Here is a 12,818-nt window from a genome sequence, read left to right as displayed (position 1 = left end):
TACCCCCGACCCCCCCCGCCCATCGACCAAGGAGACACAGGATGACCGGCCAGCCAACCAACCAAGGGGCCGCGCGATGAGGGTGCTGCTGATCGGAGCCAATGGATACCTCGGCCGCTACGTCGCCGACCGGCTGCTCGCCGACCCCGCCGTCCAGCTCACCGCGCTCGGCCGCGGCGACGACGCGGACGTCCGCTTCGACCTCGCCACCGGCAGCCCCGGCGCCCTCACCCGGTTCCTGGACGCCGTCCACCCCGGCGTCGTCATCAACTGCGCCGGGGCCACCCGCGGCGGGGCCCGGGAGCTGACCCGGCACAACACCGTCGCCGTGGCCACCATCTGCGAATCCCTGCGCCGCAGCGGCTGCGGGGCCCGGCTCGTGCAGCTGGGCTGCGCCGCCGAGTACGGGCCCAGCCAGCCCGGATCGTCCACGGCCGAGGACGCCGTGCCGAGACCGGGCGGGCCGTACGGCGTCAGCAAGCTGGCCGCCACCGAGCTGGTGCTCGGTTCGGGACTGGACGCGGTCGTCCTGCGGATCTTCTCGCCCGTCGGGCCCGGCACCCCCGCCGGATCCCCGCTCGGCCGGCTCGCCGAGGCCATGCGCCGCGCGATGCAGAACGGGGACGGCGAGCTCAAGCTCAGCGGTCTCGGCGTCCAGCGCGACTTCGTGGACGTACGGGACGTGGCGCGGGCCGTGCACGCCGCCTCGCTCTCCGCCGCCCAGGGCGTCGTCAACATCGGCACCGGGCGGGCGGTCCGGCTGCGCGACGCGGCGGCGGTGCTGGCCCGGGTCGCCGGATACGGAGGCGCCCTCCACGAGCTGGACGTACCCCAGCAGGGCCAGCACGGTCAGGGGCACGGCCACGGTCCGGGCCACGGCCTCGGCGCCGGGCACGGCCACGGCCACCAGGCCGGCGGCCGGCCGGGGCTCGCCGCCATCGGCTCCCCGCGCTCCGAGGCGACGGCCGAGCAGCTCGCCGGCGGCGCCGTGACGCCCCCGTACCCCTACCCGGACGGCTGTGGCGCCTGGCAGCAGGCCGACGTGCGCACGGCCCGCGACCGGCTGGGCTGGCGGCCCCGGATCGGCCTGGAGGAATCCCTCGCGGACATCTGGATGGAGGCGGCGTGCCGCATCTGACGACCGCGGCCACGGCGAGCGCCGCGACCGAGGCCGGCCGCCTCGGCCTCGGCGTCCCCGGGTACGCGCACCCGCTGCTCGCGCCGGTCGAGTGGGCCGAGCTGACCCGGCCCGGGACCCCGTTGCACTGGACGGTGCTCAACGTCACGGACGGGCCGGGCGGCCGGCCCGACCCGCACTGCACGGAGGCCGCGGGCAAGCTCCGGGAGGCCGGCCGGGCCGTGCTCGGCCATCTCGCGATGCGAGACGGCTCCCGCTCCTTCGGTGAGCTGGTCTCCGACGCCCACCGGTTCCTCGACTGGTACCGGGTCGGCGGCTTCTACCTGGCCGGGGCCCCGGCGGACCGGGCCGAGCTGGCCGCGGTGCGCCGGGTCGTCGACACCCTCCGCGGCCTCGGCGAGGACCTGCGCATCGTGCTGGGACACGGCACGCACCCGTACGAGGGCTACGCGGAGGCCGCCGACCAACTGGTCACCTTCTCCGGGGCATGGGCGGACTACCGCTGGTCCCAGGTGGCGGAGTGGACCGCCGAGCACCCGCCCGAGCGCTTCTGCCACCTGGTCCACGGAGTACCGCGCTCGCACCTGGAGGAGGCGGTGCGGATCGCCCGCTGGCAGGGCGCCGGCACGATCTGGTTCACCGACCGCGGCGACGCCGGAGGCCGCGATCCGTGGGCCTCGATGCCCGCGTACTGGGACGAAATCGTCTCGCAGATCGGACCGGGTGTCTCGGAATGAAGAAGGGCGTGGCAGTGTTACGGGAAGAACCACCGTTACGACGTAACCATCTACGGAGTCCCCGTGTCGCTGCCACCCCTGGTCGAGCCAGCTGCTGAGCTCACCGTTGACGAGGTCCGTCGGTACTCCCGCCACCTGATCATCCCGGATGTCGGGATGGACGGCCAGAAGCGCCTGAAGAACGCCAAGGTGCTGGCCGTGGGCGCGGGCGGCCTCGGCTCGCCCGCCCTCATGTACCTGGCCGCGGCCGGTGTCGGCACGCTGGGCATCGTGGAGTTCGACGAGGTCGACGAGTCGAACCTCCAGCGCCAGATCATCCACAGCCAGTCGGACATCGGCCGTTCCAAGGCCGAGTCCGCGCGGGACAGCGTGCTGGGCATCAACCCGTACGTGAACGTGGTCCTTCACGAAGAGCGGCTCGAAGCCGAGAACGTGATGGAGATCTTCAGCCAGTACGACCTCATCGTCGACGGCACGGACAACTTCGCCACGCGCTACCTCGTGAACGACGCCTGCGTCCTGCTGAACAAGCCGTACGTGTGGGGCTCGATCTACCGCTTCGACGGCCAGGCCTCGGTCTTCTGGTCCGAGCACGGGCCGTGCTACCGCTGCCTGTACCCGGAGCCCCCGCCGCCGGGCATGGTCCCGAGCTGCGCCGAGGGCGGCGTGCTGGGCGTGCTCTGCGCGTCCATCGGGTCGATCCAGGTGACGGAGGCCATCAAGGTCCTCACCGGCGTCGGCGAGCCGCTGGTCGGCCGCCTGATGATCTACGACGCCCTGGAGATGCAGTACCGGCAGGTCAAGGTCCGCAAGGACCCCGACTGCGCGGTGTGCGGTCCGAACGCGACGGTCACCGAGCTCATCGACTACGAGGCCTTCTGCGGCGTCGTGTCGGAAGAGGCCCAGGAGGCGGCGCTCGGCTCCACGATCACTCCGAAGCAGCTCAAGGAGTGGATCGACAGCGACGAGCCGATCGAGATCATCGACGTCCGCGAGAAGAACGAGTACGAGATCGTCTCGATCCCCGGCGCGAAGCTGATCCCCAAGGGCGAGTTCCTGATGGGCACCGCCCTCCAGGACCTCCCGCAGGACAAGCGCATCGTCTTGCACTGCAAGACGGGTGTCCGCAGTGCGGAAGTCCTCGCGGTCCTGAAGTCCGCAGGCTTCGCGGACGCCGTCCACGTCGGCGGCGGCGTGATCGGCTGGGTCCACCAGATCGAGCCCGAGAAGCCGGTCTACTAGGCCGGTCAGCCAGGCTTGAGCGGCCCCGGGCCCTCACCCCGCAGCCGGGGTGGGGGCCTCCTCGCTCGGCGCGGCCTTGGTGCAGACGGTGTCGGCGGGGGGCACCTTCCCGTCCAGCAGGTAGCTGTTCACCGCGGCCTGCACGCACTTGTCGCCGCTGTTGTAGGCGCCGTGCCCCTCGCCCTTGTACGTGAGCTCCACGCCGACGCCGGGACCGAGCCGCTCCACCATCTTGCGGGCGCCCTCGTACGGGGTGGCGGGGTCGCCGGTGTTGCCGATCACCAGGATGGGAGCCGACCCGGGGGCGGAGACGTCCGGGGTCTCCCAGGCGCCCGGGACGGGCCAGTCGGTGCAGCTCATCATCGCCCAGCCGAGGAAGTCCCCGAAGACGGGGGAGGCCGCACGGAAGGCGGGCAGCTTCGCCTTCGTCTGCGCCAGCGTGTACCGGCCCTTGGAGTCGGCGCAGTTGATCGCCGTGTTGGCCGCTCCGATGTTGCTGTAACGGCCTTGCTGGTCGCGGCCGTTGAGCGCGTCGGACAGTGCCATCAGCAGCTGCCCCTGCCCGCCCTCGGCCTCGTCGAGCCCCTGCTCCAGCAGCGGCCACAGCTCCTGGGAGTACAGGGCCTGGGCGATGCCGTTCGTGGCGGAGGAATCGGTGAGCATCCGGCCGCCGATGCCGGGGATGGGCTTGGCGGCCAGGCTCTTCTGGAGCTTGATGATGTTGTCCTCGATCTCCTTGGCGGTGCTGCCCTGGAGCCGGCACTCGTCGCCCCGGTTCACGCAGTCCTGCGCGAAGTTGCCGAGGGCGAGCTGGAACCCCTTGGCCTGGCCGAGCGCGCCCTCCTCGGAGTTCTGCGTCGGATCGACGACGGCGTCGAAGACGGCCCGCCCGACGTTCTTGGGGAAGAGGTGGGCGTAGACCCCGCCGAGCTCGGTGCCGTAGGAGATCCCGAAGTAGTTCAGCTTCTCGTCGCCGAGGGCCTGGCGGATCCGGTCGAGGTCGCGGGCGGCGTTCTCGGTGCCGACATAGGGCAGCAGGTGCCCGGACTTGTCCTTGCAGGCGTTCTTGTACTTCTCCAGGTTCCCGATGAACGCCTTCTCCTGCGCGGGCGTCTCGGGCGAGGAGTCCTGCGCGTAGTAGGCGTCGAGCTGCTTGTCGTCCTCGCACAGGACGGGGGCGCTGCGCCCCACGCCGCGCGGGTCGAAGCTCACGAGGTCGTACCGCTCCCGCAGGGCCTCGTACTCCTTGGCGGCGCCGGGCAGCGTGCTGATACCGGATCCGCCGGGGCCGCCGAAGTTGAACACGAGCGAGCCGAGCCGGTTGTTCTTGTCCCGGGCCTTGGCCCGGATCAGCGCGAGGGGGATCGTCTCGCCCTCGGGCTTGGCGTAGTCGAGGGGGACGTGGAGCGTGGCGCACTCCCAGTCCTTGGGCGGCGCCTGCCCGCCGCCTTCGGCGACGTCCGGAGCCTCGCACTCCCCCCACTTCAGGGGCGCCGCCCCCGGAGTCCCGCCGGCCTTGGGCTTGCCCTCACCGCTGTCGGAACAGCCGCCGGTCCCGGCCAGCCCGAGAGCGACGACGACGGCCACGGCACCCCGCACCAAGTTTCGACCCATGCCCCCATCCTGCGACCCCCACCCCCACCCCGCCCCCGCGCTGACCCATTCGGGTCGCCGGGCGCCGAGCGGCCCGGCAGGGCTCGGGACGGCCTCGCAAGGGTTCGCCGCGCCGCCGTCGGGGGCGGGTGAGGAGGTGGTGGGCCGCCTTGCGGGCCGTGGCCACGCAGGCGGCCACCCCCACGCCCTCGTACGCCGCCCCGCAGACCGCGAGGCCCGGCGCGGTGGCGGGCCTCGGCCATCCAGTGGGCGTCCGGGGTCCGGGTCACGGGGACGTTCGAGCCCCACATCACGAGGTAGGCGGCGTCCCACCAGTCGCCGGACTCGGGGACGTCCGTCTGGTCGCCGAACACCTGCGGGGACCCTGCTCGCCCCCCCCGTCCGGGGTGGGCGCACGCGGCGCTGTTCGCGGCCTGGCTGTTCGGGTACGCCGCCGTCTTCCACGGGCAGCAGTGGCTGCGGCTGCGCCGGGTGGTCCGCCGCCGGCCGGACGCGGCGGCGCGGTACGTGTGCCCGGCGCTGGTCCTCGGGGCCGCCTGCGCCGCGCTCGGCACACCGCTGGCGGTGGCGCACCCGTGGCTGGTGCTCGCGGCCGCCGCGGCGGCGCCCTTCCTCGCGGTGAACACCTGGTACGCGTGGCGCGGCCGCGAGCGGGCACTGGCCAACGGCCTGGTGGCGGTGGTCCCGGCATGCGGGATGCTGCTGGTCGCCGCGGGGCTGGGCGGGATGCCCGCCGCGTCGGCCTGGCGCCCGGCACTGGCCTGCCTGCTGTACTTCGCGGGCACGGTGCCGTACGTGAAGACGATGATCCGGGAGCGGAACTCCCCGGCGTACCGGCGGGGTTCGGTGGCCTGCCACGCGGCCGCGCCGGCTGCGGCCGCCTGCCTCTCGCCCTGGCTGGCGATCCCCTTCGCGGTCTACCTGGCCCGGGCGGCCGCCCTCCCGGACCGGGCCCTGAGGCCCCCGGTGGTGGGTGCGATCGAGATCGCCTGCTCGACCCCGCCCTAGATGGCCTCTTTCCGGGTCAGGTAGTTGAAGGACAGCCAGCCCGGCAGGACCGGCAGCCAGAACGTCATCAGGCGGAACAGGAGCACCGCCGAGATGGCGACCTCCTTCTCCAGCCCCGCCGCGATCAGACCCAGCGTCAGCGTGGTCTCCACCGCGCCGATGCCGCCCGGCGTCGGCGCGGCCGAGCCCAGCGCGTTGCCCGCCAGGAACACCACCGCGATGCTCGCGTAGCTGATGGCCTGGCCGCCGCCGAACGCCCGGATCGAGGCGTCCAGGCACATCACGAAGCAGCCGGTCAGCAGCAGCATGCCGCCGATGCCCGTCATCAGCTTCTGGGGCCGCTGGAGCACGTCCAGCATGCGCGGCACCACACCGGCGAACAGCGCCCGCACCCGCGTCGCCACGAACTTCCGCAGGAACGGCACCGCCGTCACCACCAGCACCAGCACCGCCACCGTCAGCAGACCGGCGATGACCGTACGGGACGGCGTCATCTCCGGGGTCTTCTCGGTGCCGGTCAGATAGCCGAAGGCCAGCAGCAGCAGGACGTGGCTCGCCAGACCGAACAGCTGCGAGGCGCCCACGCTCGCCACCGCCAGCCCCGGCCGGATCCCGGCCCGCTGGAGGAACCGCGTGTTCAGGGCGACACCGCCGACCGCCGCCGGCGCCACCAGCTTCACGAACGACCCCGCGACCTGCGCCACCACCGTCCGCAGGAACGACACCCGCTCCGGCACGAAGCCCAGCAGGCTCATCGCCGCCGCGAAGTAGGTCAGCGCCGAGAAGGCCAGCGCGGCCCCCACCCAGCCCCACTGCGCCTCGCCGACGACCGTCGCGAAATCCACGTGGGCCAGCTGCGTGAGCAGGAAGTAGGCGCCGAACGCGCCCGCGATGAACGACACCAGGGTGCGCGGGCGGATCCGCTCCAGCCGGGCCGGCTCCACCGGCGCCTGCGGGCGGATCAGCAGCACCTGCTGGCGGATCTGGCTCAGCAGATCCTCCTCGCGGGCCCCGTCCAGGGCATCGTCCAGCGCCTTCTTCTCGGCCTTCTTCTCCGCGGCCGTGGCCGCCGCCGACTTGGCCCCGGCCTTGCCGGACTTCCCCGCGCCCCGGTCCGGCTTCGCCTCCTCCGCGGCCGCCTCGCGCGCCGCCTTCGCCGCCCGCGAGGACTCCAGTACGGCCTCCCGCTGCCGGTCGGCCCGCTCCCGGGCCAGCCTGCGCAGCGTGGCCCGCGTGGAGCGGCTCAGCGCGATCGGCTGGAGCAGCGGCAGGCAGTCCGCCACCGCGTCGGGGCCGAGCACCGACACCGCCGAGGCCACCGACCGCTCCGCGCCGATCCGCAGGCCGAGCGTGGTCAGCAGCTGCGCGATGTCCATGCGCAGCACCAGGTCCCCGGCCGCGATCTCGCCGCCGCGCAGGTCGGTGAGGACGACATTGCCGGAACGATCCACCACGAGGGCGTCGCCGGTCAGCCGCCGGTGGGCGATCCGCCGCGACTGGAGGGCACGCACCTGTTTCCACGTGCTGCGGGTCAGGTCGTCGGTGATCTCCTCGTCGCACAGCGCGTCGAGGGGCCGGCCGTCCAGGTGCTCGTACACGAGCATCACGGCGTCCGGACCGAGCTCGGAGGTGGCGATCAGCTTCGGCGCGTTCGCCCCGGCCGCGATGGCCGCGTACGCGAGGAGCGCCTCCTGCTCCAGCGCCTGGCGCAGCGACTGGAGGCTGCGCCGCGTCGTGATGCCGCGCAGGGTGAGCCGGCGCCAGACCCGGTAGAAGAACCCGTGCGCCTGCTGCTCGCGGTCGACGACGGTGACGTCGAGCGGCGGGCCGTCCTCCAGGGTGACGTGGTAGCGCCGGCCGCGGTCGCTGACCTCCGAGGCGTCGGCCCCGTCCGGGTGCTCCGCGCGCATGGCGCTGACCGGCTTGAAGCCGACGCGGCGCAGGCCGGCGAGGAGCGTCTGCCCGGTGGGGCGGACGTTCGGCGAGCCGACGGCGTACAGGGTTCCGTACGCGACGCTCCAGCCGATCAGCACGGTCAGCATGATCGAGAACGGGGTGGTGTACCCGCTGACCAGCATCGCGAAGGCGTCCAGCAGCAGGACCACCCACAGCGCGACCCGCCAGCGGGGCCGGCGGGTCATGCCGACGGCGGTCATGTACGCGATGACCGGCGCGAGGTAGCCGTGCACCGGGTCGGTGAGGGGGCCGCCGACCGTGGTCTGACGGGTGAGGGCCTCCTGGATGGTGCCGGAGGCGGCCTGGGAGACCCACAGGTCGGTGGCCAGGGTGACGCCGTGCGCCAGGACGGCGGCGAGCACGCCGTCGGCGATGCGCAGCCCGTCCCGTTTGATCAGCCGTTCGATGGCGAAGGCCACGGGGACGAGCAGCACGGCGATGCTGGACACCAGCCCGGCGACCTTGATCAGCAGATCGGGAGCGGCGCCGGTGCCCTGGGAGATGTCGGCTTCGAGGCCTGCGGTGGTGCGGTGGGCGAAGGCGGCGATGGCGAGGACGACGGCGATGCCGAGGACGCCGACGAGCAGGCGCACGAGGTCGGAGGGGCGGTGCACGCGGGCGGCGAGCAGAGGCTCGTCGACCTCGACCTGGTCGGCGGACGCGGAGGCGCGCCCGTGCGGCCCGTCGGCCTCGGCCTCGGCCTTGGACTCGGACTCGGACTCGGCCGAGGGTCCCCGCCGGGGCGTGCCCGCGGCCGCGGACCCGGCCCGCGCCCGGGGCTCGCCGGTGGCCCCGGCCCGGGCTCCGGTCCCGGGTTCGGTCCCCGGCTCGGGCTCGGGTGCGCCCCCGGCCCCGGGCGTGGTCCCGGGGTACGGGTCTGGGCGCGTGCCGTCGTCCTCAGCCGCGCCGTCCGGAGGGCTCACACCCTGCTCCTTCGTCGTCACTTCCGTCTCTTCTTGATCACGTATCACCAGTCACCGCCCGGAAGATGGTGGCACGGACCGACGTGCGGGCGGGGCATCAGGGTGCGTGCCGGTACGGAAGGAAACCTTCCGGGAACCGGTCCGTGATGTACGGCACCATGGGCGGAATGAGCGAAGAGCTGCCCGAGTACGCGGAGCGGGTGCTGGAGGCGGCCGAGCGGATTCCGCCCGGCCGGGTGATGACGTACGGGGACGTCGCCGAATGGCTCGGCGAGGGCGGACCGCGCCAAGTCGGGCGCGTGATGGCCCTGTACGGGGGAGCCGTGCCCTGGTGGCGCGTGGTCCGGGCGGACGGCCGGCCGCTGCCCGGCAGCGAGGTCCGGGCCCTGGAGCACTACCGCGCGGAGGCCACTCCGCTGCGCCTGACCGCCGGTGGCGAGGCCCGGCTGAACATGCCGCGGGCGCGCTGGGACGGGCGGGAGCAGCGCGCCGCACGGGACGAGGGTCACATCTGACAGCTTCGGCCATGCGGGGCCGGGGCGGGCGGCCCTGCGCCCGTACGGGCGACGGCCCGGGGCCCCCGAGCCGCGACCTCGGGGAACTGCGCCGGACACGGCGGTTGCCGTAGCGTTGCCTCTTCGGCTTCGGCAGGCGCGGCGGTGACCGCGGCATCCGCGGCGGCCGCAGCAACCGCAGACACACCAGGACCTGGACCGGCACCCCACGTGATCACCTCTCCATCCGACCGCTCCGAGCGGCGGCGTACGCGGACCCCCGACGCGTACCGCCTCGTGCGCACCGGGCCGCAGCGGGTGGATCCCCCTGTTCTGGACGCAGCGCAGCGGGCGGTGGTTGAACACACCGGCGGCCCGCTTCTCGTGCTGGCCGGACCCGGAACCGGGAAGACGACCACGCTGGTCGAGGCGGCCGCGGCCCGGGTCGAGGCCGGGACCGACCCGGCCCGGATCCTCATCCTCACCTTCAGCCGCAAGGCGGCGGTGGAACTGCGCGACCGGGCCGCCCTGCGGCTCGGCGGGGCGCGCGCCCCGCAGGCCACCACCTTCCACTCCTTCTGCTACGGACTGGTCCGCGCCCACCAGGACACCGACCTGTTCGCGGATCCGCTGCGGCTGCTGTCGGGCCCGGAGCAGGACGTGATGGTCCGCACCCTCCTGGACGGCCAGCGCCGGATCCGCTCCATCCGCTGGCCGGACGACCTGCGGGCCGCGCTCACCACGCGCGGCTTCGCGGACGAGGTCCGCGCGGTGCTCGCCCGCGCGCGCGAGCTGGGCCTCGGCCCGGCGGCGCTGGACGCGTTCGCGACCCGGCTGGGCCGCCCGGACTGGAAGGCGGCGGCGGCCTTCCTGTCGGAGTACCTCGACGTCCTGGACATGCAGGGCACGCTGGACTACGCGGAGCTCGTCCACCGGGCCGTCCTGCTCGCGGAGCGCACCCCGTCCCTCTCCCTGTCCTACGACGTGATCTACGTGGACGAGTACCAGGACACGGACGCCTCCCAGCTGCGGCTGCTGCGGGCCCTGGCCGGACCGGCGGGCACGCTGGTCGCCTTCGGCGATCCCGACCAGTCGATCTACGCCTTCCGCGGCGCCGACATCAACAACATCCTGGACTTCGAGAGCTCCTTCCCCGGCGCGGCGGTGCGGGCCCTGACCGTCGGCCGCCGCTCGGGGGCGAACCTCCTGGCGGCCACCCGGCTGCTGACCACCCGCATGCCGGTCCCGCGCCTGCCCGCGGCGGCGGTCCGCGCGCACCGCGGGCTGACCCCCGTGCGCGAGGGCGGCGGGGTCGAGGTGTTCACGTACCCCACGGCCGGGGCCGAGCTGGACAACATCGCCGACATCCTGCGCCGCGCCCACCTGGAGGACGGCGTGCCGTGGCAGGACATGGCCGTCCTGGTCCGCTCCGGCGGCCGTACCCTCCCGGCGATGCGCCGCGCCCTGATCTCGGCGGGGGTCCCGGCGGAGACGGACGGCACGGACACCCCGCTGCGCCACGAACCGGCGACGGGCCCCCTCCTGACCGCCCTGCGCACCGCCGCCACCCCGGCCGGGGCGGCCGCCGAGGAGACGGCCCCGGCCGCCGAGGACGTGGAGGCGGAGGTTCGGGAGGCCGAGGACCCGGAGGCCGAGCCCACGTCCGAGCCCGTGTCCGAGCCCGTGTCCGGATCCGCGTCCGAGCACGTGTCCGGACCCGCGTCCGAGCCCGCGTCCGAGCCCGCCGCGGGCGACCGGCACGACGCGGGGTGGATCGGCGTCGAGGCGGCGCTCACGCTGCTCGGCTCGCCGCTCGGCGGCATGGACGCCGCGGACCTGCGCCGCCTCGGGCGGGCCCTGCGCGACGAGGAGCGGGCCGCCGGCATCAAGGTGCCGGCCCCCTCCGACGTCCTGCTCGCCCGCGCCCTCGCCGAGCCCGAACGGCTCACCGCCCACGACCCCGCCTACGCCCGCGGGGCGCAGCGCCTCGGGCTGCTCCTGCGCAAGGCCCGCGAGCTCCTCCAGGGCGGCGGCACCGCCGAAGAGGCCCTGTGGACCCTGTGGGACGGCACCTCCTGGCCCGACCGCCTGGAACGCCGGGCCCGCCGCGGCGGCGCGGCCGGCCGCAACGCCGACCGCGACCTCGACGCCGTCTGCGCGCTCTTCGACACCGCCGCACGCGCCGAGGACCGCACCGGCGGCCGCGGCGCCCTCAACTTCCTCGAACAGCTCGAAGCGGAGGACATCGCCGGGGACACCCTGACCGGCAAGGCCACCCGCACCGAAGCCGTCCGCCTCATGACCGCCCACCGCTCCAAGGGCCTGGAGTGGCGCCTCGTCGTCGTCGCCGGCGTTCAGGAAGGGCTCTGGCCCGACCTGCGCCGCCGCGGCTCCCTCCTCGAAGCCGACCGCATCGGCCGGGACGGCCTCGCCGAACCCCTCACCCCCGGCGCACTCCTGGCGGAGGAGCGCAGGCTCTTCTACGTCGCCGCCACCCGCGCCCGCGACCGCCTCGTCGTCACCGCCGTCAAGGCCCCCGCCGAGGACGGCGACCAGCCCTCCCGCTTCCTCACCGAGCTCGGGGTCACCCCGAAGGACGTCACCGGCCGCCCCCGCCGCCCCCTCGCCGTCCCCGCGCTCGTCGCCGAACTGCGCGCCACGACCGTCGACCCCGACGCCTCGCCCGCGCTCCGCGAGGCCGCCGCCCGCCGCCTCGCCCGCCTCGCCTCGCTCACCGACGAGGACGACCGCCCGCTGGTCCCCGCCGCGCACCCGCAGCGCTGGTGGGGGCTGTACGAGCCCACCCGCAGCAGCGTCCCGCTCCGCGACCGCGAGCGGCCCGTCGCCCTCTCCGGCTCCGCCCTGGACCAGCTCGCCAACACCTGCTCCCTCCAGTGGTTCCTCGGCCGCGAGGTCAAGGCCGACGCCCCCTCCACCGCCGCCCAGGGCTTCGGCAACGTCGTCCACGTCCTCGCCGACGAGGTCGCCTCCGGCCGCACCCCCGCCGACCTCGCCGTCCTGATGGAGCGCCTCGACTCCGTCTGGGACGCCCTCGCCTTCGACGCCCCCTGGAAATCCCGCCAGGAGAAGGACAACGCCCGCGCCGCCCTGGAGCGCTTCCTGCGCTGGCACACCACCGACCGCGGCGGCCGGGAGGCCGTGGCCACCGAGCACGACTTCGACGTCACCCTCGAAGCGGGCGAGTACGCCGTCCGCATCCGCGGCTCCATGGACCGCGTCGAGGCCGACCCGCAGGGCCGTGCGTACGTCGTCGACTTCAAGACCGGCAAGGGCGCCCCGACGAAGGACGAGGTCGCCCGGCACCCCCAGCTCGCCGTGTACCAGCTCGCCGTACGCGAAGGAGCCGTCGACGAGGTCTTCGACGGGGTGCGCCCCGAGGCGGGCGGCGCCGAACTGGTGCAGCTGCGCCAGGGCGCTGCCCAGCGGGACGGCGGGGACGCGGTGCCCAGGATCCAGGCGCAGCAGCCGCCGGACGGCGCATGGGTCGGCGACCTCCTCGCCACCGCGGCCGGCCGGGTCCTGGACGAGCGCTTCGCGCCCGCCACCGGCAAGCACTGCGACCACTGTTCCTTCCGCAGTGCGTGCAGCGCCCGCCCGGAGGGCCGCCAGACGGTGGAGTGAACCGTTCCGCTCACTGGTCGGCGACCGACCGGCCGGTGAGACGGCGTCCGGGAGTGTCGGTGGG

8 protein-coding genes are annotated in these 12,818 nt (G+C 74.3%); 6 read left to right on the top strand and 2 right to left on the bottom strand.

The features are described from left to right. The first annotated feature begins 76 nt into the window (after positions 1 to 76). From ACFYXV_RS02830 to moeZ, 3 genes are all read left to right on the top strand, one after another. On the top strand, positions 77 to 1,138 hold the full coding sequence (locus ACFYXV_RS02830; protein ID WP_389381872.1) for an NAD-dependent epimerase/dehydratase family protein: 1,062 nt from the start codon (positions 77 to 79) through the stop codon (positions 1,136 to 1,138). Further along, positions 1,126 to 1,875 (top strand): spherulation-specific family 4 protein, encoded by a 750-nt coding sequence (locus ACFYXV_RS02825; protein WP_385465038.1) that lies wholly within the window; start codon positions 1,126 to 1,128, stop codon positions 1,873 to 1,875. The genes ACFYXV_RS02830 and ACFYXV_RS02825 overlap by 13 nt, the downstream gene beginning before the upstream one ends. Positions 1,876 to 1,938: 63 nt before the next feature. Further along, positions 1,939 to 3,117 (top strand): adenylyltransferase/sulfurtransferase MoeZ, encoded by a 1,179-nt coding sequence (moeZ, locus tag ACFYXV_RS02820; RefSeq protein WP_383339970.1) that lies wholly within the window; start codon positions 1,939 to 1,941, stop codon positions 3,115 to 3,117. A gap of 33 nt (positions 3,118 to 3,150) precedes the next feature. Here the strand turns inward: moeZ and ACFYXV_RS02815 are convergent, their stop codons facing one another. Continuing rightward, positions 3,151 to 4,731: an alpha/beta hydrolase gene (locus tag ACFYXV_RS02815; RefSeq protein ID WP_385465042.1), complete on the bottom strand. Its 1,581-nt coding sequence runs from the start codon at positions 4,729 to 4,731 to the stop codon at positions 3,151 to 3,153. Between the two features lie 402 nt (positions 4,732 to 5,133). Here ACFYXV_RS02815 and ACFYXV_RS02810 point away from each other — a divergent pair, with 402 nt between their 5' ends. Continuing rightward, a complete protein-coding gene (locus ACFYXV_RS02810) occupies positions 5,134 to 5,739 on the top strand; it encodes a YwiC-like family protein (RefSeq protein WP_389382110.1) in 606 nt (201 codons plus the stop codon). Here the strand turns inward: ACFYXV_RS02810 and ACFYXV_RS02805 are convergent. Further along, positions 5,736 to 8,666 (bottom strand): flippase-like domain-containing protein, encoded by a 2,931-nt coding sequence (locus tag ACFYXV_RS02805; protein WP_389381871.1) that lies wholly within the window; start codon positions 8,664 to 8,666, stop codon positions 5,736 to 5,738. The two genes, ACFYXV_RS02810 and ACFYXV_RS02805, sit on opposite strands and share 4 nt — an antisense overlap. A 110-nt stretch (positions 8,667 to 8,776) precedes the next feature. On the opposite strand from ACFYXV_RS02805, the gene ACFYXV_RS02800 reads away from it, so the two are divergent. Beyond that, complete coding sequence (locus ACFYXV_RS02800; RefSeq protein ID WP_385465234.1) at positions 8,777 to 9,133, top strand: MGMT family protein; 357 nt, start codon at positions 8,777 to 8,779, stop codon at positions 9,131 to 9,133. Positions 9,134 to 9,346: 213 nt separating this feature from the next. Continuing rightward, complete coding sequence (locus tag ACFYXV_RS02795) at positions 9,347 to 12,754, top strand: ATP-dependent helicase (RefSeq protein ID WP_389382109.1); 3,408 nt, start codon at positions 9,347 to 9,349, stop codon at positions 12,752 to 12,754. Positions 12,755 to 12,818: the final 64 nt, after the last annotated feature.

Source organism: Streptomyces sp. NPDC002181 (genome assembly GCF_042890485.1).
In the GTDB taxonomy this organism is placed as follows: domain Bacteria; phylum Actinomycetota; class Actinomycetes; order Streptomycetales; family Streptomycetaceae; genus Streptomyces.
This window is presented reverse-complemented; position numbering and strand designations above follow the sequence as displayed.

Coding starts and splice junctions, on each gene's coding strand:
- ACFYXV_RS02830 (WP_389381872.1), top strand. CDS start 77: ATGAGGGTGCTGCTGATCGGAGCCAATGGATACCTCGGCCGCTACGTC.
- ACFYXV_RS02800 (WP_385465234.1), top strand. CDS start 8,777: ATGGGCGGAATGAGCGAAGAGCTGCCCGAGTACGCGGAGCGGGTGCTG.
- ACFYXV_RS02815 (WP_385465042.1), bottom strand. CDS start 4,731: ATGGGTCGAAACTTGGTGCGGGGTGCCGTGGCCGTCGTCGTCGCTCTC.